We start from the raw sequence: 19,433 nt of genomic DNA on the forward strand, positions 1-19,433 counted from the left end.
AGAGTAGCCAGGGGGTCTGACAATTTCAGTCGGGATCGCCGTCCATCGACCGGACCAGGTCGCGGAACTCCAGCAGGCCGATGGCGCCCTCCGGCTCGATGGCCGCGGTTTCCACCCGGCCGAGTCGTTCCCCGGCCAGGCGCTCACCGAGAGTGACATCGAGGGGCAGGAACGTCATGGTCTGGCGGGTGGTGTCGTCCAGGTTCTCGAACTCGGGGTGGTAGACGGCGACGTCGACCAGTCCGTCGGACACCTGGGCGACGACCCGGACGTCGGCGAGCCGGATGCGGCGCGCGCCGAGGTTGACGGTGACCTGGGTGGGGTCGGGGACGGGCGGCACCGAGTCGTGGTACTCCCAGATCATGTCCTCGGGCGGCGCGGCGGCCTTCCACGCGTCGGTGTAGGGCCGGAGCTTCGGGTCTTCCTGGCTGCTGATCACGAGCGCGTAGATGGCCCGGTGGCCGCGTTCGAGGGAGAAGTGGAGGTCGGGGTGCATGGCGGCGACGAGCGCGCCGAGTTCGCCTTCGATCCGGTGGGGTTCGCCGTCGCCGAGGGCTCCGTTGACCGTGGGCAGCAGGTCGAACCACGCGTGCCAGAACGCGGTGGCGGCCTCGTCCGGGTTGGGCAGGTGGACGGGTTCGGGCTCGGGTTCGGTGGGTCGTCGGCGGAACCAGCTCATGGGCCCATTGAACTACGGCCGTGCGGGCCTACGCGCGGCTTTGCCCGCGTCGGGTGGCGACGGCGAGGAGTTCGGCGGCGGGTCCGACGAGGCGTCGGCCGGCAGGCCAGACGGCGCGCAGCACGCGGCGCAGGTCGAGGGCGACGGGCACTTCGACCAGGCGTCCTTCGGCGAGGTCGACGGAGACGGCGAGGGCGCTGAGGACGGCGGGGGCGACGCCGGCGACGACGGCGCCGCGCACGGCGGTGGTCGAGCCGAGTTCGAGGGCGGGCGCGCACGCGTCGGGCAGCGCCTGGTCGAGCGTGTCGCGGGTGCCGGAGCCGCGTTCGCGCATGACGAGGGGTGTCGCGGCGAGTTCGGCGGGGGTGAGGGGACGGCGGCGGCGTGACCAGGGGTGGCCGGGCGCGACCACGAGGGCGAGCCGGTCCGCGGCGGCTTTGCGGGACGAAAGGCCTGGCAGGGGGCCTGGCGCTTCGACGAACCCGAGGTCGACGGCGCCGTCGCGGACGAGTCCGACGACCGTTTCGGAGTTGGTGACGCGCAGGCCGACGCGCAGGTCGGGTCGGGTGCGGCGGAGTTCCGCGATCCAGCCGGGGGCGAGGTGTTCGGCGACGGTCATGCTGGCGGCGACCCGCAGTTCGGCTTCGCGCGCGGACCGCAGTGCCCGCGCGCCCTCGACCAGGCCGGCGACCTCGTCCAGGACGCGGCGGGCCCGTTCGGTCACGACGACGCCGGCGGGCGTCAGCACGGAGCCGCGCCGGCCGCGGTCGACGAGGACGAGCCCGAGGTGCCGTTCCAGTGTGGACAGCCGCTTGCTCGCCGACGGTTGGGCGATGCCGAGTTCCCCGGCGGCGCGGCCGAGGCTGCCGAGTTCCCCGACCAGCACGAGCAGCCGCAGCGATTCGAGGTCCGGAGGCATAGCCCCAGGGTATGACCCCAGAGCCGGTGGCCGCCTACCGGAAGGAGCGGGTCGGGCGGAGGGTGGACGGTGTGCTGATCGCCGCGTTGGTCCTGGGTGTGCTGGTGGGTGGACGCCTGCCGGACCTGAGCGGCGTCACCCGGACGTTGCTGCGCGCCGGCGTGGTGCTGCTCGGTCTGCAGCTGTCCGTGCCGCAGTTGCTCGCGGTCGGGCCAGGGGTGCTGGTGGCGGTCGTCGTCACGGTCGGGGTGACGTTCTTCGGGACGTTGTGGCTGGGCCGTTGCCTCGGCCTGCCGCGTGGCCTGTACGTGCTCGTGGCGAGCGGTTTCTCCATCTGCGGCGCGTCGGCGATCGCGGCGGTGGAGGGGGTGGTGGACCGTGAGGACGAGCACGTGGCCACGAGCGTCGCCCTGGTGACGCTGTACGGCACCGTGGCGATGGTCGCGTTGCCGCTGCTGGGCGCGTCGCCGGAGTGGATCGGGGTGAGCGTGCACGAGGTCGCGCAGGTGGCGGCGGCCGCGCCGGCGGGCGGTGTGGCGACGGCGATGGCGGTGAAGCTGGGGCGGGTGGCGTTGCTCGCGCCGATCGTGGCGGGTGTCGGCGCGCGCGGCCGCACGGGGCCGCTGGTGCCGGGGTTCCTGCTCGGTTTCCTGGCGTTGGCGCTGGTCAGCCCGCTGGTGCCGGGGGTGGTGCTCGGTCCGGCGAAGGTCGTGACGTCGGTCGTGCTGGCCGCGGCGCTGTTCGGGCTCGGCACGTCGGTGCGGGTGGGGGCGCTGACGCGGACCAGCCCCAGGGCGCTGCTCCTGGGGCTGCTGTCCACGGTGCTGGTGTGCGGGACGGGCTACCTGTCGCTCTTGGTGGTGTGAGCGCGCAGCAGATCGGCGTTCAGGCGGGCGATCGTGGTCAGCGGGATGCCCTTGGGGCACGCGGGGGTGCACTCGCCGGCGTTGGTGCAGCCGCCGAACCCCAGCGCGTCGTGCTCGGCGACCATGTCGCGTGCCCGGGAGTACCGCTCCGGCTGTCCCTGGGGCAGCACGCCGAGGTGCGTGGCCTTCGCGGCGGTGAACAACATGCCGGAACCGTTGGGGCACGCGGCCACGCACGCGCCGCAGCCGATGCACGCCGCCGCCTCGAACGCGGTGTCGGCGTCCGGCTTGGGGACGGGGGTGGCGTGGGCGTCGGGCGCGGAGCCCGCGGGCACGCTGATGTACCCGCCGGCGGCGACGATCCGGTCGAGCGCGGACCGGTCCACGACCAGGTCGCGCACCACGGGGAACGGGTCGGCGCGCCACGGCTCGACGGTCACCACGTCACCGTCGCGGAAGTGCCGCAGGTGGAGCTGGCACGCGGTGGTGGCCTTCTCCGGGCCGTGCGCCATCCCGTTGATCATCACGCCGCACATGCCGCAGATGCCCTCGCGGCAGTCGTGGTCGAACGCCACGGGCTCCTGCCCGGCCGTGATCAGCCGCTCGTTGAGGACGTCCAGCGCTTCGAGGAACGACATGTCCGGCGAGAGGTCGTCCAGCGGGTAGTCCACGAGCCGCCCGGTCGCGCCGCTCTGCCGCCAGATCCGCAAGGTGAGTTTCACGAGTAGCTCCGGGTGCTGGGCGTGACGTGCTCGAAGGTCAGTTCTTCCTTGTGCAGCACGGGTGGTTGGCCGACGCCCGTGTACTCCCACGCGGCGACGTAGGCGTAGTTCGCGTCGTCGCGCAGCGCCTCGCCGTCGGGGGTCTGGCTCTCTGATCGGAAGTGGCCGCCGCACGACTCGGCGCGGTGCACGGCGTCGACGCACATCAGCTCCGCCAGTTCGAGGAAGTCGGCCACGCGGCCCGCCTTCTCCAGCTCCTGGTTCAGCCGCTCCCCCGTGCCGGGCACCTTCACGCGCTGCCAGAACTCGTCGCGCAGCTCCGGGATGCGCTCCAACGCCTTGCGCAACCCGGCCTCGTCGCGTTCCATGCCGCACTCGTCCCACATGAGCCGCCCCAGCTCGCGGTGGAACGACTCGACGGTGCGGTCGCCGTCCACGGCCAGCAGGGTCTTCACCCGGCCGCGCACCTCCGACAGGGTGTCGGCCACGGCCGGGTGGCTGTCGTCGACGGTGTCGAACGGCGCGTCGGCGAGGTAGTCGCCGATCACGCCGGGCAGCACGAAGTACCCGTCCGCCAGGCCCTGCATCAGCGCGGAGGCGCCCAGCCGGTTCGCGCCGTGGTCGGAGAAGTTGGCCTCGCCGATGACGTAGAGGCCGGGGATCGTGGACCGCAGGTCGTAGTCGACCCACAAACCCCCCATCGTGTAGTGGACGGCGGGGTAGATGCGCATCGGCGTCGTGTACGGGTCGTCGCCGGTGATGCGTTGGTACATCTCGAAGAGGTTCCCGTAGCGCTGCTCGACGGCGAGCGCGCCGAGGCGCTTGACGGCGTCGGCGAAGTCCAGGTAGACGCCGCGCTTCTCGTCGGAGATGTTCTTGGCGGCGCGGGAGGCGATGTCGCGCGGGACGAGGTTGCCGAAGCTGGGGTACATGCGTTCCAGGAAGTAGTCCCGGTCGGCTTCGAGGATGTCGTTCGGGGCGCGGGTGTCGTGCGGGTCGCGCGGCACCCACACACGGCCGTCGTTGCGCAGCGATTCACTCATCAGGGTCAACTTCGACTGGTGTTCGCCGCTGATCGGGATGCACGTGGGGTGGATCTGGGTGAAGCACGGGTTGGCGAACAGCGCGCCGCGGCGGTGCGCCCGCCAGATCGCGGTGGCGTTGCAGCCCTTGGCGTTCGTGGACAGGTGGAACACGTTGCCGTAGCCGCCGGTGGCGAGCACGACGGCGTCCGCGAAGTGCGTGGACACCGCGCCGCTGACGAGGTCGCGCACGACGATCCCGCGCGCCCGGCCGTCCACCACGATCAGGTCCAGCATCTCGGTGCGCGGGTGCATCTCGACGCGTCCGGCGGCGATCTGCCGTTCCAACGCCTGGTAGGCGCCCAGGAGGAGTTGCTGCCCGGTCTGCCCGCGGGCGTAGAACGTGCGGGAGACCTGCGCGCCGCCGAAGGACCTCGTGTCGAGCAGGCCGCCGTACTCGCGGGCGAACGGCACGCCCTGCGCGACGCACTGGTCGATGATCTCGACGCTGATCTGCGCCAGCCGGTGGACGTTGGACTCGCGGGAGCGGAAGTCGCCGCCCTTCACCGTGTCGTAGAACAGGCGGTGGACGCTGTCGCCGTCGTTGCGGTAGTTCTTGGCCGCGTTGATGCCGCCCTGGGCGGCGATGCTGTGCGCGCGCCGCGGGCTGTCCTGGTAGCAGAACGACTTGACCTGGTAGCCCAGTTCGGCGAGCGTCGCCGCGGCTGCCCCGCCGGCGAGGCCGGTGCCGACGACGATGACGCCGCGGTTGCGCCGGTTCGCGGGGTTGACGAGGCGGGCGGAGAAGCGGCGGCGGTCCCAGCGCGACTCGATCGGGCCGGTCGGCGCGCGGTCGTCGGCGATCGGGGCGCCCTCGGTGTAGAGGTCGTGTGCGGGCATGTCAGCTCACCAATCCGGTGAAGACGGCGAAGGGGACGGAGAGGAACCCGGCGCAGATCAGCACGGCCGCGCCGAGGCCGATCACGCGCGAGGTGGTGACGCCGAGGGTCTGGGTGGCGCTCCACAGGCCGTGCCGGATGTGGAAGCCGAGGGCCAGCACGGCGACCGTGTACGCCAGCACCACGTACCAGTGCTGGAAGTCGGCGACCACGTTCGCGTGAATCTCGCCGGAGACGCCGTGGGGGTTGAGCCAGCCGACGGTGAGGTCGAGCAGGTGGTAGACGACGAACAGGCCGATGATCACACCGCCCCAGCGCATGGTGCGCGCCGCGTAGCTGCCCTGGACGCGTCTGCGGTGCTCGTAGCGGCCGCGTGCCTTCCTGGCGCGGGCGGTCAGCTGGTAGGCGGCGACGAAGTGCAGCGCCACGGCGCCGAGGAGGGCGACGCGGGTCGGCCAGATGGCGCCGATCTCGCGCAGCCAGCGGCCGTAGCCGTCGATGGCGTCGGCGCCGGAGAAGATCGTGAGGTTGCCGAGCATGTGCGCCACGACATACAGCAGCAGCACGGCGCCGGTGACCGCCATGACGGCTTTCTTGCCGATGGTGGTGCGGTAGAGCCCGATCGTGTCCACGTGGCTGACGCTAGGAACACGTCCACGAGTCGTCCAATACATCGTTAACTGGACGACGATAGTCTCAGGCTATGACACTTCAGCAGCTCGCATACTTCCTGGCAGTGGCGCGGGCGCGGCACTTCACCAAGGCGGCGGCGGAGGTGCGTGTGGCGCAGCCCTCACTGTCCAAGCAGATCCACGCGCTGGAGAAGGAGCTGGGCGCGGAGCTGTTCAGCCGGGCCCGCGGCAACGTCACGCTCACGCCCGCCGGCGAGGCGCTGCTGCCGGTGGCGAGCCGCATCCTGTCCGACGTGGACACGGCGAGGCTGGAGGTGGCCGAACTGGTCGGGCTGCGGCGCGGCCGGGTGCGGGTGGGCGCGACGCCCAGCCTGTGCGGCAGCCTGTTCGCGGACGTGATCAAGCGGTACCACGACGCGTACCCCGGCATCCAGGTGTCGGTGACCGAGGGCGGGTCGCGTGACCTGGTGGGCGCGTTGGAGGCCGGTGAGCTGGACCTGGCGCTGGTGATCGTGTCGCCCGCCGACGCGGACCGGGCGCTGACCGTGGTGCCGGTGCTGCGGGAGGAGCTGGTGGTGGCGTCGTCGGAGCCGCTGGGCGTGACCCGGATGCGGCTGACCGAGCTGCGCGACCGGCCGCTGGTGATGTTCCGGCCGGGGTACGACCTGCGGGAGACGACGCTCGCCGCGTGCCGGCAGGCCGGGTTCGAGCCGCGGTTCGCGGTGGAGGGCGGCGAGATGGACGCCGTGCTGCGGTTCGTGGAGGTGGGGCTGGGGGTGGCGATCGTGCCGAGCACGGTGCTGGCGACGCGGTCCCTGCACGGCACGCCGCTGTCGCCGAGCACGACGCGCACGGTGGCGTTGGCGCACCGCACGGACGTCGCGCCCACGTCGGCCGGGCGGGCGTTCCGGAACGTGCTGCTGGGGTTCCTGCGGGGCGCGGAAATGCCTTCGGGCGTGCACCTGGTGACGTCGTAGGGTGCGGCCCGTGCTGATCCGACGCGAGACCGGGGCCGATGTCGAGGCCGTCCACGCCGTGACCGAGGCCGCGTTCGCCGAACGGCCCGGCGGCGAGGCGTGGCTGGTGGGCGAGCTGCGGGCGGACCCCGGCTGGATACCGGCGTTGTCGCTGGTCGCGGAGGTGGACGGCGAGGTCGTCGGGCACGTGGTGTGCACGCGGGGTTCCGTGGGCGGCGCGCCGGCGCTGGGGCTCGGGCCGTTGAGCGTGCTGCCGGCCCGCCAGCGCTCGGGCGTCGGCAAGGCGTTGGTGCACGCGGTGCTGGGCGCGGCGGACGCGCTGGACGAGCCGGTGGTGGTCCTGCTGGGCGACCCGGCGTACTACTCGCGCTTCGGTTTCCGGCTCGCGTCGACGTTCGGCATCACGCCGCCGGTCGCCGACTGGGAGCCGCACTTCCAGGCCCGCGCGCTGAGCGCGTACACGCCGGCGTTGCGCGGGGCGTTCCGGTACGCGGAGCCGTTCGACCGGCTCTGACCGGCCGGCGACACTGTCCACACAGGACTGCGGCCGCCGGCACGCGTGGCCCGTATACCCGACCGGACGCCCGAACAGCGCGCGACCGCCTTCCCGACCGGACGCCCGACAGCGCGCGACCGGACGCCCCCCGCCGCCCGCGTCACCACTCCTCGGGCGGCTCCAGGAACGCCTTGCCCACGTCGCGGGTCAGCGACAGCGCCCGCCGGACCCACTTCCCGCTCGCGCCGGCCATGCCGCACGTCGGCGTCGGCACCGCGTGCGTGCCGAGGATCGTCCGTGGGAACCCGAGCCGGTCCACCAGGTCGAACGCCGGCTGGGCCAGCGACCGCAGCGTCACCGGCGCGGCCGGGTCGGTGCTCGGCGTCAGGCCCAGGAACAGCTGGGTCTTGTCCTCCCACGCCTCACCGATCTCGTCCCACATCGACTCGTCGAGGACCGTGAGGTCGAACGAGACCGCCCGCGCACCGGCGCCGCGGATCAGCGCCACCGGCGGTTTCGGCGCGCAGCAGTGCACGATCACGTCGGCGTCCACCGCGTCGATCACGGTCTGGAGCACGGCGCGCGCGTTCGGCTCGGGGACGGCGGCGACGGTGCCGAGCTTGGACGGCGTCGGCAGCAAGCCCCGCAGCACGGCGGGCAGCGCCGGTTCGTCCAGCTGCACGACGACCTTCGCGCCGGTGCGCCTGGCGACCTCGGCGACGTGCCGGCCGAGCCCTTCGGCGAGCGATTCGGTGAACTCCCTCAGCGCGCCCTTGTCCGTCAGCACCCGGTGGCCGCGCGCGAGCTCGACGCTCGCCGTGAGCGTCCACGGTCCGGCGACCTGCACCTTGACCACGGGCGGCGGCACGGGTTCGGCGGCTTCCTCGAACGCGTCGAGGTCGCGGCGCAGGTGGTCCACGGCCCGCCGGTGGTCCTTGCCGGGGTGGGCGGCGGTCCGGTAGCCGGACGGGACCACCTCGACGGGCAGGTCGACGAGCAGCGCGGCCGTGCGGCCGATCATGTCCGCGCCGACGCCCCGGGCGGGCAGTTCGGGCAGGTGGGGCAGGTCGGGGAGTTCGCCGAGGACGATCCTGGCGGCCTCCAGCGGGTCGGTTCCGGGTAGCGAGCCGATGCCGGTTGCGGCGCCGGCGGACCAAGGGAGGGCATCCACGCGGACAGTCTCCCACCCGGCCGGCAGGGCCGTTCGACCGCGAAAAGGTCTAGACCCATTGACGAGGTGGTCTAGGCCACCTACGGTCACCTTGTCGGTGCCGACAGTTGCGACGGCACCACCCCAGCCGTGGTGTGGGGGCGTGCCGCGCCCCACGTTCCCACACCACTCCCACCCCGTTCCCCCCTGCACGGGAGTAGGTGCCGATGTCCCGTAAGCGCAAGAGCCTCGCCGCGTTGGCGGCGGGCGTCGCCGCGGTCGTCACGTCCGGATTGCTGCTCGCCGCCCCTGCCGGCGCCGCACCGACCCCGACCGCCGTGTTCACCCAGGACTCGTCGTGGAGCGCCGGGTACCAGGGCAAGTTCACCGTCACCGCCGGGTCGGCCGCCCTGTCCGGGTGGAAGGTGGAGTTCGACCTGCCGGCCGGCACCACCCCCGGCTCGTACTGGGACGCCACGCTGACCAGCAGCGGCAACCACCACACCTTCACGAACCGCGAGTACAACGGCAGCGTGGCGGCCGGCGCGTCCACCTCGTTCGGGTTCCTGGTCAACGGCACCGGTCTGCCCGCGAACTGCAAGCTCAACGGCCAACCGTGCGCCGGTTCGACGACGACAACGACCACCACCACTACGACCACTACGACCACTTCTTCAAGCTCGACCACCACGTCGCAGCCGCCGCTGCCGGGCAGCCTGAAGTCCGCGCCGTACGTGGACATCACGATGCCCACGCCGTCACTGGAGTCGGTCGCGCGGACCACCGGCCAGAAGGTGTTCACGCTGGCGTTCGCGCTGGCCGACAGCACCGGCTGCAACCCGTCGTGGGGCGGCACGATCCCGTTGAACGACAGCCGGATCATCAACGACGTCCGCGCGCTGAAGGCGCTGGGCGGCGACGTGATCGTGGCGACCGGCGGCGCCGCCGGGCCGTACCTGGAGTACTCTTGCACCACCGCCGACGCGTTGCTGGCGGCGTACAAGAAGGTGCTCGACGCGGTCGGCAGCAACCACCTGGACGTCGACGTCGAGGCGACCATCCCGCACGACATGGTCAACACGGCGCTGAAGCGGCTGCAGACCGAGCGCGGCACGTCGATCAGCTACACGATGCGCATCCAGGGCGACGACTACGGCATGGACCCGTACTCGGTGCAGATCCTCCAGAACGCGGCGGCCAAGGGCCTGAACGTCCTCGTGAACCCGATGACGATGGAGTTCGGCTCCTCCCGGCCGGACTGGGGCGACGCCGTCATCGCGGCGGCCGAGAGCACCCTCCGCCAGATGAAGCAGATCTGGCCGGCGAAGTCGGACGCGGAGCTGAAGCGCCTCCTCGGCGTCACGCCGATGATCGGCCGGAACTTCAACGGCAAGGTCTTCACCCAGGCCCATGCCCGCAAGCTCGTGGCGTGGGCCAACACGAACCGGATCGGCCTGCTCGGCTTCTGGTCCGTGGGGCGTGACAACGGGGGCTGCCCGGGCGGCGCCATCTCCCCCACGTGCAGCAGCATCAGCCAGACGCAGTACGAGTTCACGAACATCTTCAAGGGCTTCACCGACTGACCTGCGCAAACACTGACGGTTGATCTTGTCAGGCCGTCGTCAGGCCGTCCGGGGTTCACGCCGGGGCCGGAACACCCGATCGACCGCCGACCGAGCCCGCGCGTGGCTCGACGGCAGGAGGTGGGTGTACGTCCTCAGCGTGAACCCCGGATCGGCGTGTCCCAGGTACTCGGCGAGTTCCTTGATCGAAACGCCTTGGGCGAGCAGCGTAGAGGCGTAGAAGTGCCGGAGGGCGTGCATCCCGTCCCCCTTGGTCGTGTAGGTCAGCCCGGCCTGCTTGAACGCGGGAATCCACGCCACCCCGTTGAAGGCGCTCCCCGAGTACGGCACGCCCTGGTTGCCGACCATCAGCAGCCTGACCGTGGTCGGTCGCCCGGACGGTTCCAGCCACGAAAGGGTGACCGTGACCGGCTCGAAGTTCTCCGCGTAGGCGTCGAGCGCCTGGAGCACCCCCTTGGACAGCGGCACCACGCGAGCCTTGTCCCCCTTCGGGGGCGCGAACACGAGCTGCTTGCCAATCACCCTGATCTGCCGCGTGACGTTGACCAGCATTTCTTCGCGGTTCACGTCATCCAGGGAGAAGCCAAGGATCTCTCCCTGCCGCAAGCCGCACCCCGCTCCGAGCACAGCCGCGGGCTTGAACCGCGCCAGCAGCGCGAGCTGCACCGCCCGAAGCCGCGCCTCAGTCCACGGGACGAGCTTCCGAGCGCCGGGCTTCGGCTTCTTGACGCTCTGCGCCTTGCACGGGTTGACCCGGATCTTCCGATCCTCGACGGCCGCGCTCAGGATGGACGACAGGGTGTCGAAGTAGACCGCTTGCGTAGAAGCCTCAAGCTTCCGGTCCCGTAGCCAGGCCAGCCAGTTCCGCACCACCTCCGCGTTGACCGACCCGATGGTGCGCTTCTCGAAGAACGGGTAGATCTGGCTCTTGAGCCGACTCCTCAGCGTCTGCTGCGTGGCAGCGTCCTGCGACTGACCCTTGAGCCAGTTCTCCGCATACGTCTTGAAGTTGGCCTTCCCCGCGTCCTGGTCAATGTAGGTGCCCGACAGGACGTTGTGCTGCATCTCGGTCAGGAACGCCTGCGCCTTGCGGAGCTGCTTGTCCGGGAACGACTCGGACTTCTCGTTGCCGTCCGGGTCGTAGTAGCGGACCTTGTACCGGTCACCCTTGCCCCACCGCTCCGGGTCGCGCTCCTTGGTCCGCCTGCCCTTGGCGTCGAGTACCGGGATGCCGTTCTCATCGCGCTTGACGCGCATCCAGCGATCTTGGATGTGGCCTGCCATGTCGCCTTCCTCCTAGGCCGCAGCCGGGTCGGTTTCCTGCTCGTCCAGCCAGTCCCGGACGTCCTCCGGCCGGTAGCGGACGTGCTTGCCGAGGCGGACGAACCGAGGGCCATAGCCCTTGTGCCGCCACTGGCGCAACGTGGTCTCCGGAAGGCCCAGGAAGTCAGCGAGGTCGGTCGGCTTCCAGAGCACTTCGATGACGATGTGACGCGGTCGATCGGACATGACTCCCCCGTTTCCCCTGGTTAAGCGGCTATGGACTCAGTTGCCGAAACACCGGGTGATGCACCGGCAGCGGCCAACATCGCGCGGTCGTACTCCGCCTTCCACCGCGTGCGTTCCGCGATGGCGTGCATGAGCTGGTGCGCGCGTGGTGGCACGTTGGGGTCGCCGGGCCGGACCTTGTGCCAGACGAGCTGGGAGGTGTCGGGTTCCGGCTTCTCGATGCCCGCGGCCTTGAGCGCTTCGATGACGAACCGCTTCCGGTCGGCACGGTGGTCGGCCAGCGTCTTACCCGACCACTTGCGCGACACCAGCACCCGCCGACCAGGCAGGCCGAGGGTGGCGCGGCGGTGCGCACGTCCCTTGCAGTGGCCCGGTGTGGTTCGGGAGCCCGCTCCGCGTGGTTGGACGCCGTAGAGCAGCCAGACCGGGCAGCGGTCGGAGCAGGGCGTCACGGCCAGCTCGTCCGCCAGGCGGTCAGCGTGCCGACGTTGCCGTTCGGTGGACTGCTCGACCACCTCACCGATGGACTTGGTGAGGTACTTGGTCAGGTAGCCGATGTGGCGTCCGGCCTCCTCCGAGCCGCCGAGGATGCCCTTGGAGTGCACCTGAGGCCCGAAGGTCACCACGTGCGCTGGCTCCTCCACGGCCTCGACCGCGTCCGCCCAGGCCGTCAACGGCTCACGGGTGTCCGGGTCGACGAAAGCCTCCGCCCGTGCGTCCCAGACCGGCAGGTGGTCGCCGCCGTAGAGCAGTTCGTCGTGGTTGGGCCACCACACCTGGTGGTAGGTGGCGGCGGTGACGAGCCGGATGGTCTCGTGCGGGATCGAACCGCGGACTGCCGCATGAAGGTGCGGCGCCGCTCGCTTCTGCGGCTCGACCGTGGCGAAGTACTGCACGTCCCAGCCGACGACCCGGCGCAGGTTCTGCCACCACCGATCCACCAGCGACGCGAAGTACACCGCGTCCCGAGCCGCCCGCCGGTAGTCGTAGGTGTCCGGGTCGACCGGAGTCCCGTCATCACGCACGCGCCCGTAGGTGTCGAGGGTGAGCGTGACGAACATCGAGGGCCGGAACCCTCCCGCGTACTCCCGGCCCACCGTTCGCTTCTCCACGCGCCGCCGAGGCAGGTTCGGCGCGTCCTGACGCCGCTTGGTCGACCGCTTCACCGGCCGCCTGGCAGGTGCGTCAGGGGAGGGGAAGCGGCCCCGAACGCCGAGCTGCCGAAGTTCCGCGTCGACGCCGTGGATCTCCTCCCGCAGCTCGTCAGCGTCACCCGCCTCCCCGGCCTCGACCGCCTCCCGGTACGCCTTGACCAGGTCCGCCCGGAACGTCAGCAGCGCCTTCTGGTCCTCAGTCGGCGCGGTCGGGGTGAAGTCGGGTTCCTCGGCCATGTGCCAGCCCTCACGGCACTGAGCCATCCGCAACGCCTTGGCCTTCTTCGCACACGGTCCGCAAACGCTTTCGACCGTCGACCCGCAGGGCACGGCGACGTAGCGGACTTCGAAGCTGGCCCGGTCCTCGACCTCCATCGTGAACGGCCGGATGCAGACGCCGTACTTCTCGGCCGCAGCCTTCGCCACGTCCAGCGCGATGGGCTGGCGCATCCGCTCAGCGCGAGTCTCGCCGCTCATGCCGCTGTCCTCCCCTGGTTGTCATCCGGCCTGGTCGGGAAGTTATGCACCTCTGCATCGGCCAGGAAGACGCCCAGCTCGACCAGGTCGGCATCGGTGACGTGGAAGGCCCGAGCCCGCTCCGGCTCCCGCTGGCCGTCCTCCTTGACCCAGGCGACACCGGGCGTGTTCTCGCTGATCTCGTGCGCCGCCGCGCCCCGTTGCCGGACACCGTCGCCCAGGACCATGTCCACCTGCTGTGGCTCGTCCAGGCGGAGTGCCACACGGGTGCTGAACAGGTGCCGGAACCTGACCACCTCCTTGCGAGGGTCTTGGACCAGGCCGACGACGGCGTATCCCGGTGCTCGCCCCTGTGAGGTGATGGTCTGGATCGCCCGAGCGGCCCGCTCCCGGAGCTGCTTGTCCGGTTGGTAGGCGATCAGGTCCGCCAGCTCATCGACCACGAGGACCGTGAACGGCTCCCCCGTCGACCGTGCCCACAGCCGTCGAATGCCCCGGTACCGCGCCGCGCGCTCTCTGACCTCAGCGGCGATTTCCTCAAGCATGGCAACGGCTTCCGGTCCGTTGTCGTACGCGACCCGGTCGAAGGCGTTCGGACACTGCCCGAGTTCCATCCCGCCCTTTGGGTCGATCCCGACCAGCCGCACCAGGCCCGCCCGGACCGCCGGCGCGAGCTGCCACACCAGCGACCACAGCACCGAGCCCTTGCCGGCACCGGGCACCCCGACGACGAGCACCTGAGACCCGAGCAGGCGCAGCCGCCACGGCTTGCCGGTCTCCGTCCGACCGACGACCACCCGCTTGAGGTCTACCTCCGCCGAGTCCGCCAACGCGGGCACCGGCACCGGTCGCAGCAGCGGGTCAGCGTGCACGAAGTCCAGCTCCAGCAACCGCGGCTTCAGTACCCGAACCCGGCACGACCGAGCACCGAACGAGTGCGCCAGGTTCTCCCGCCGCAACTCCCACGCCTCCGGCGACTGGGCCGGGATCATCCGCACCCGAACGCGGTCCCTCCACCCCTCCGACCGCACCCGCCGCAGCCTGGGCCGGTACTCACGGCCACGGTCCTGCTTGGCCAGGTCCGACAGCCGCATCACCGAGCGCCACTTCGGGACGTAGACCGCCGCCCGTCGCCACTCGGTGACCAGCCGGTACCAGCAGTGCCGCAGGAATGACGCCCAGTCGTACCCAGCCCAGACCACGAGCGCCGCGACCAGCGACAACAACGCCAGCACCAACGGCGAAAGCCCGAACCGACACCAGCACCAGGCCGCCGACACCGGCACCAGCGTCACGACCGGGTACCGGACCACGACGAGCACCAGGCGTACGACGCCGACCAGGACGAGCCACACCAGGGCGACCAACGCGGCCAACCACTTCGCCTTGCCCGGCACCAACGCCCACCACGGAACCCGAGGCCGGGCACCCTCGAACGGAGCCGGGTCCACCCACTTCCCGCCGCTCATCGCGCACCCCCGTAGATCAGGGGCAGCCAACCCAGGCAGGAGCAACAGACGAGTTGGTTCGGGGCGTAGACGCCGAACCGCCTGCACGCCCCACAGGGGCGACCGTTAGGAAGCTTCCACACAGACGGGGCACCGCGCCGACTTGACGCGCGCACCCCACGTACCGATACCCTCGACACGACCGGAATCCCCTTGTGTGTCAACGAAAAGAGCGCGAGAAGGCCGGTCGGTGCGTCGTCGGGAAACAGGCTCAGCCCGCCAAGACTCGGGCCTGTTTCCCGCGACCGCGCCAACCGGTACGACGTGATCTTGAGTTGTGCGCGGCACGCCTCAGCGCGACGCGGTCACCAGTTCTCGTGCACCTCGAACAGGTCTTCGAACTCCATCGGGTCGAGCGCCTTCAGCGCCCCGCTGATGAAGGCCCGGCCGGGCCGCATCTCACCGGACCTGACCCGCGCCACCGTCGAACGGTTGACGCCCATCGCCCTGGCCAGTGCGTAGTCCGACCGGAACCCGGCGAGCTGCATCACCCGCTCGAACTTCTCGGCCCGAAGCACGACCCCGTACTGACTGGTCCCGATTCGGCTCCGAAGACGTACCTTCGACTCCGGCGCGGAGCCATCAGCGCTGGTCATCGGCCACCTCGCCACCGTTCACGGACCTCAGCGCCTCGCCCTTCTCCCGCTCGCGCTTCGCCCAGTACAGCGCCTCGTGGTGGTGACCCCGGTCGACCTCCGCGACGTGCGCGTACACCTCCGCCGAGCGCAGGTAGAAGTCCCGCCACATCTCCCGTGACGCCCCCGGAGCGGGCATCAGGTGCGTCAACGCCTCGTGCGCGTCCTTGAGCAGCGTCACGGCCTTCGCCTTCGCCCACGGGTCAGCTTTGGTCTGCGCCACGATTACTCACCCCCTCGACAGGCACCTGCACGTGCTCCGCACTGGCCGCCCGATCACCGTCCGCGAGGCGTTCGTTGACGTCGGCCTGGTGGTCGAACGTCTCCGCCGCGTGGAGTGCCGCCGCCTTGGCCCACCACGGCGTGCTGTCCAGGGCTGCGAGCTGCCGCCACAACCACGCCACCCTCCGATAGGTCGGCGCAATCCGGGCCGCAGCCGCCGGGTCATCCGCCGCGACGTACCGATTCGCCTCATGCGCTTGCGTGTAGGCCCGGTACGCCGTCTGCCACTGCACGGTCAGTTGCTGAAGATCGGACACGGCTCACGCGGCCTTGGCGTCGCCGCTGTTCGGCTTACCGGCGGCCGGAGCCGAGCCAGCCGACCGACCCACCGCCCGGAATCCGGTCGCCCGGAACAGGAAGGACTGGTACTTGAACTCGCCGTTGCCCGCGATGCGCGGCTCAGCGGTCAGACCGTCCAGCTCGATCGGCCGCATCCCCGGCAGCACCTCCCCGGTGGTCGGCACCGGCTGAACGTCGGCGAGCAAGGTGATCTCGAAGCTCTTGCGCTTGGCGTTGGGCTCGTGCGGGTCGGTGACCGTCACTTTCCACTGCCGCTTGCCGGTCGCCTCGTCCACCCGCTGACGCACCGGCCGACCGGCCGCCCTCTCGTCACGGGTCTGGTACTCCGTGTCCGGCATGACCTCCCCGACCATCACCAGGCCCTGAGGGAACGCGTCATCGAACGAGACGGGGAACCGGTACCCCTTGCTGATCGCCATCGGTGTCAACTCCTCTGACAGGTGCCGCTCTCTCGCGGCTTGCCCATTCAGATTCGGTGGCCAATGGTCCCGTCCCAGGTCCGCAGCAGTCTCACCTGCCGCGTACCGGCCGCGTGTCGATCTCAGCGAGTCTCGTCTTGGTCTCGTCTGAGTGCTAGCCTCTGCCGAAGGAACCACGTGGGGGGAGACCACATGGCCACAGAGTCCACTCTCTTGAGAGTCCTGCTCAGGCAACGCCACATGCAGGGCTACCGCACCTTCTGCAAGGAGTACGACCGCGTCGCCAAGCAACTCGACACCGACCTGATCGGCCGCTACCCCAGCAAGGCCCAGTTCTACCGCTGGCTGTCCGGCGACCTACTCGGCCTGCCCTACGCCGACCACTGCCGCATCCTCGAAAAGATGTTCCCCGGCTGGACCGCCGAGCAGCTCCTGTCCCCACACGAGGGCGACACCGACAGCCTCATCACGCCGCCACAACGAACCGCGGCTTCCACCCACCCCGTACCGCGTCCGGTCCAGTTGCCCCAACAGGCCCGCCTGGCCGACGTCACCGCCGTCTACCCCAGCCGAACCGAGTTCCTGCACAACGTCACCCCACGCGACCTCTTCGAAGGCGCGAGGACCATCGACATCGCGGGCCTGTCCCTCAACGTCCTGTGCCAGCAGTATTCAGACAAAGCCCTACTCGACTCCATCGAGACCGGCACCACCATCAAAGCCCTCTTTCTCGACCCCAACGGCCACAACATCACCGCCCGCGAACACGAAGAGGGCCTACCCGAAGGTCACCTCTCCATGCTCACCCGCCTCAACATCGAAGCCCTACGCCGCATCGGAGCCAAGGTCTCACCGGACGCAGGCGGGCAGCTCGACATCCGCGTCTACGACGAACCACTCCGCTACAACATCCTCATCACCAACCAGACCAAGTGCGTGGTCCAGCCCTACTTGCCCGACGCCCGAGGCGTCGAGTCCCCTACCCTCGTGATCGAGAAGGACGACACCGTGCCTGGCTTGTTCAGCACCTTCTCGCAGGTGTTCGACTCTATGTGGGACCGCGCAAAGGAGACCGGGTGAAGCGGCCGCTTAACCAGTTGGCGGAGATCGCACAGAAAGCCGTACAGCTTGGCGGTAAACAAGTAAGGAACACTCGTCCGCAAGCGATCACTGAAAAAAGTGATCGCGACGTTTTCACCGATGTCGACATCCGCATCGAACGAGGCATTCGCGATTACTTGGCCCGAGCAACTCCGGAGATCGGGTTCGTCGGAGAAGAAGAAGGCACTAGCGGCACCGCCGCCTCAGATGGTCACTATTGGGCACTTGACCCGATTGACGGAACCTCCAATTTTTCTCACGGCATACCTCTTTGTGCGGTCCAGTTGGCTCTAATTGAAAGCGACGAAGCACTGGTCGCCGCTATCTCCCTCCCCTTCCTCGATTTGAACTACTGGGCCACTAAGGGCGGTGGAGCCTACGCGAACGGCGTCCGCATGCGTGCCTCAGGAACTACCGATGTGGCTAGAGCGATTGTATCGATTGGAGACTACGCCACCGGCGAAGGCGCTGCCCAGAAAAATGAGCAACGTATCAGACTCACGGCTGCACTCGCCGAGCGAGTGGAACGTGTACGGATGTTCGGCTCAGCAGCACACGACCTGGCATGGGTGGCAGAGGGTCGCATAGATGCGACGCTTATCCTTTCCAATAACGTACTCGACATAGCTGGAGGCGTTCTCATTGCCCGCGAAGCAGGCGCGACTGTGGTCGATGCCGCTGGCCGTCAGCATACTTTTGATTCACTTGAGACGCTCGCAGGGTCGGAGGAGCTACTGCGAAAGCTACTACCTCTCGTGCGAGAACGGAATATTTAGGCAATACGTCCAAATCAGTCCCAGCGACTGAAGCTGCCCGCCCTGCGTTCACGGTGCACGAACCGGCCCTTACCAGCAACTCTAGCGCTCGGTGAAACGTCCGCGCCCCATCGAACGACATCTACAGATACCGGCAGATCAGAAAGACCGAAGGGATGCGAGTGTTGGACCTTGGAGAGTTTGAAGCCGACTTCGGTGAAGAGGAATCTTTTCCCGACGGTCAAGTAGACGAGTACGACCTGACATCTTCCCCGAATGACTTCAATATCACAACGCTCGTCAATTTCATTGATTCTGGCGTTGTGAAGATTCCAGGGTTCCAACGTCACTACGTGTGGGACATCAAGCGTGCCTCGAAGTTGATCGAGTCTCTAATCATCGGCATACCGGTGCCGCAGATTTTTCTTTACGAGCAGACCAAAAACGAGTTTTTGGTAGTGGACGGTCAACAGAGGTTGATGACTATCTACTACTTTGTGAAGGGGCGTTTCCCGCGCAAAGACCGTCGCGCACGCATTAGGCGCGTCTTCAACGAGTACGGGATGGTCCCAGAAAACATTTTGCAAGATTCCGAGTATTTCGATCCGTTCATTCTCAGATTGCCCACACTCAAAAGTGGAGGGCAAAACAAGTTCACGGGTTTGGAATATGAAACACTCGAAGATTACCGCACACAATTCGATCTGCGCACTATTCGTAACGTCATCATCAAGCAGGTCAAGCCGCAGCACGATGACTCGTCTATCTATGAAATCTTCCATCGCCTCAATGCCGGAGGTGTACTGCTTACGCCTCAAGAGATCCGGCTGAGTCTGTACCACTCGAAGTTCTACGAGCTGCTTTTCCGCTTGAACCTCAACGATGACTGGCGAACTCTGATCGGTGAGCCTGAACCCGACCTGCACATGCGCGATGTTGAGGTTCTGCTGCGAGGAGTAGCCCTCTGGCGAAACCAGGAGCAGTACCGCGGGTCGATGGTAAGGTTTCTCAACGAGTTCTCGCAACATGCTCAAGGCTTCGGCGAATCTGAACTACGCGAGATCGAAGATACAGTTCTATGGTTCGTTGAGTCTTCGCGTTCCATTCGACCCGAGGAACTTCAAACCCGTCATTCGCGATTCGGCGTAACGCTTTTTGAGGCACTCTTTGCCGCTGCATGCCGAACTCGCGAGCAGGGACAGCATGTCACCCTTGACTCAACTCTGGTGAGCAGCGTTAAAGAAGATAAGCGTTTCCACGACTACAGCCAGCAGAAGACAACTGATACCGCGAACGTGATTGGGCGCATTCGACAGGTAGAAGGAATCATAGAACTTCGGGGGTGACG

The 19,433-nt window shown here is 68.6% G+C and carries 21 protein-coding genes; 7 read left to right on the forward strand and 14 right to left on the reverse strand.

The genetic code is table 11. The features are described from left to right. Positions 1-25 precede the first annotated feature (25 nt). Together ACRAKH_RS28545 and ACRAKH_RS28550 are read right to left on the reverse strand one after the other, a co-directional pair. Positions 26-679, reverse strand: coding sequence for a hypothetical protein (locus ACRAKH_RS28545; RefSeq protein ID WP_380719529.1), 654 nt, complete (start codon positions 677-679; stop codon positions 26-28). A gap of 28 nt (positions 680-707) precedes the next feature. Then, positions 708-1,598, reverse strand: coding sequence for a LysR substrate-binding domain-containing protein (locus tag ACRAKH_RS28550; protein ID WP_380719527.1), 891 nt, complete (start codon positions 1,596-1,598; stop codon positions 708-710). Between the two features lie 11 nt (positions 1,599-1,609). Between ACRAKH_RS28550 and ACRAKH_RS28555 the strand changes: the two genes are divergently transcribed. Further along, positions 1,610-2,464, forward strand: coding sequence for a YeiH family protein (locus ACRAKH_RS28555; protein WP_380719525.1), 855 nt, complete (start codon positions 1,610-1,612; stop codon positions 2,462-2,464). Here ACRAKH_RS28555 and ACRAKH_RS28560 read toward each other — a convergent pair. Genes ACRAKH_RS28560 through ACRAKH_RS28570 form a run of 3 tightly spaced genes read right to left on the reverse strand, consistent with a single transcriptional unit; the run spans position 2,440 to position 5,739 of the window. After that, positions 2,440-3,186 carry a succinate dehydrogenase/fumarate reductase iron-sulfur subunit gene (locus ACRAKH_RS28560; RefSeq protein WP_380719523.1) on the reverse strand — a complete coding sequence of 249 codons (747 nt, stop codon included), beginning with the start codon at positions 3,184-3,186 and terminating at the stop codon, positions 2,440-2,442. The genes ACRAKH_RS28555 and ACRAKH_RS28560 overlap by 25 nt on opposite strands. Further along, entirely contained in the window at positions 3,183-5,108 is a 1,926-nt protein-coding gene (locus tag ACRAKH_RS28565) for a fumarate reductase/succinate dehydrogenase flavoprotein subunit (RefSeq protein WP_380719521.1), read from the reverse strand. The genes ACRAKH_RS28560 and ACRAKH_RS28565 overlap by 4 nt, the downstream gene beginning before the upstream one ends. Before the next feature lies 1 nt (position 5,109). After that, on the reverse strand, positions 5,110-5,739 hold the full coding sequence (locus tag ACRAKH_RS28570; protein WP_380719519.1) for a succinate dehydrogenase cytochrome b subunit: 630 nt from the start codon (positions 5,737-5,739) through the stop codon (positions 5,110-5,112). Positions 5,740-5,810: 71 nt separating this feature from the next. Between ACRAKH_RS28570 and ACRAKH_RS28575 the strand changes: the two genes are divergently transcribed. Together ACRAKH_RS28575 and ACRAKH_RS28580 are read left to right on the forward strand one after the other, a co-directional pair. Beyond that, positions 5,811-6,716 carry a LysR family transcriptional regulator gene (locus tag ACRAKH_RS28575; protein ID WP_380719517.1) on the forward strand — a complete coding sequence of 302 codons (906 nt, stop codon included), beginning with the start codon at positions 5,811-5,813 and terminating at the stop codon, positions 6,714-6,716. Positions 6,717-6,726: 10 nt separating this feature from the next. Next, the gene (locus ACRAKH_RS28580; protein ID WP_380719515.1) at positions 6,727-7,230 is read left to right on the forward strand and encodes a GNAT family N-acetyltransferase; all 504 of its coding nucleotides are present in this window, start codon (positions 6,727-6,729) and stop codon (positions 7,228-7,230) included. A 142-nt stretch (positions 7,231-7,372) separates the two neighbouring features. Here ACRAKH_RS28580 and ACRAKH_RS28585 read toward each other — a convergent pair whose 3' ends face one another. Continuing rightward, positions 7,373-8,383, reverse strand: a complete 1,011-nt coding sequence (locus ACRAKH_RS28585; RefSeq protein ID WP_380719513.1) for a methionine synthase — start codon at positions 8,381-8,383, stop codon at positions 7,373-7,375. Between the two features lie 206 nt (positions 8,384-8,589). On the opposite strand from ACRAKH_RS28585, the gene ACRAKH_RS28590 reads away from it, so the two are divergent. Then, a complete protein-coding gene (locus ACRAKH_RS28590) occupies positions 8,590-9,945 on the forward strand; it encodes a cellulose binding domain-containing protein (protein WP_380719511.1) in 1,356 nt (451 codons plus the stop codon). A gap of 39 nt (positions 9,946-9,984) precedes the next feature. Here the strand turns inward: ACRAKH_RS28590 and ACRAKH_RS28595 are convergent, their stop codons facing one another. The 8 genes from ACRAKH_RS28595 to ACRAKH_RS28630 form a co-directional block, all read right to left on the reverse strand. Continuing rightward, positions 9,985-11,229, reverse strand: coding sequence for a tyrosine-type recombinase/integrase (locus tag ACRAKH_RS28595; protein WP_380719510.1), 1,245 nt, complete (start codon positions 11,227-11,229; stop codon positions 9,985-9,987). A 12-nt stretch (positions 11,230-11,241) separates the two neighbouring features. Further along, positions 11,242-11,454 (reverse strand): helix-turn-helix transcriptional regulator, encoded by a 213-nt coding sequence (locus ACRAKH_RS28600; protein ID WP_141980987.1) that lies wholly within the window; start codon positions 11,452-11,454, stop codon positions 11,242-11,244. A gap of 20 nt (positions 11,455-11,474) precedes the next feature. Then, complete coding sequence (locus ACRAKH_RS28605) at positions 11,475-13,085, reverse strand: replication initiator (protein WP_380719507.1); 1,611 nt, start codon at positions 13,083-13,085, stop codon at positions 11,475-11,477. Beyond that, positions 13,082-14,554 (reverse strand): FtsK/SpoIIIE domain-containing protein, encoded by a 1,473-nt coding sequence (locus tag ACRAKH_RS28610; RefSeq protein ID WP_380719505.1) that lies wholly within the window; start codon positions 14,552-14,554, stop codon positions 13,082-13,084. Before ACRAKH_RS28610 ends, ACRAKH_RS28605 begins: the two co-directional genes overlap by 4 nt. A 344-nt stretch (positions 14,555-14,898) precedes the next feature. Further along, a complete protein-coding gene (locus ACRAKH_RS28615; RefSeq protein ID WP_380719503.1) occupies positions 14,899-15,111 on the reverse strand; it encodes a transcriptional regulator in 213 nt (70 codons plus the stop codon). Between the two features lie 64 nt (positions 15,112-15,175). Next, on the reverse strand, positions 15,176-15,451 hold the full coding sequence (locus ACRAKH_RS28620) for an AMED_5909 family protein (RefSeq protein WP_380719501.1): 276 nt from the start codon (positions 15,449-15,451) through the stop codon (positions 15,176-15,178). Next, entirely contained in the window at positions 15,432-15,767 is a 336-nt protein-coding gene (locus tag ACRAKH_RS28625) for a hypothetical protein (protein ID WP_380719499.1), read from the reverse strand. The genes ACRAKH_RS28620 and ACRAKH_RS28625 overlap by 20 nt, the downstream gene beginning before the upstream one ends. A 3-nt stretch (positions 15,768-15,770) precedes the next feature. Beyond that, on the reverse strand, positions 15,771-16,229 hold the full coding sequence (locus ACRAKH_RS28630; protein WP_380719497.1) for a hypothetical protein: 459 nt from the start codon (positions 16,227-16,229) through the stop codon (positions 15,771-15,773). 192 nt (positions 16,230-16,421) lie between these two features. On the opposite strand from ACRAKH_RS28630, the gene ACRAKH_RS28635 reads away from it, so the two are divergent. The 3 genes from ACRAKH_RS28635 to ACRAKH_RS28645 all read left to right on the forward strand — a co-directional run bounded on the left by ACRAKH_RS28635 (position 16,422) and on the right by ACRAKH_RS28645 (position 19,431). Beyond that, on the forward strand, positions 16,422-17,309 hold the full coding sequence (locus ACRAKH_RS28635) for a DUF5919 domain-containing protein (protein ID WP_380719495.1): 888 nt from the start codon (positions 16,422-16,424) through the stop codon (positions 17,307-17,309). Further along, a complete protein-coding gene (locus ACRAKH_RS28640) occupies positions 17,306-18,106 on the forward strand; it encodes an inositol monophosphatase family protein (protein WP_380719493.1) in 801 nt (266 codons plus the stop codon). Before ACRAKH_RS28635 ends, ACRAKH_RS28640 begins: the two co-directional genes overlap by 4 nt. A gap of 155 nt (positions 18,107-18,261) precedes the next feature. After that, positions 18,262-19,431, forward strand: a complete 1,170-nt coding sequence (locus ACRAKH_RS28645; RefSeq protein ID WP_380719491.1) for a DUF262 domain-containing protein — start codon at positions 18,262-18,264, stop codon at positions 19,429-19,431. Positions 19,432-19,433 lie beyond the last annotated feature (2 nt).

It is taken from the genome of Saccharothrix hoggarensis (genome assembly GCF_052936025.1).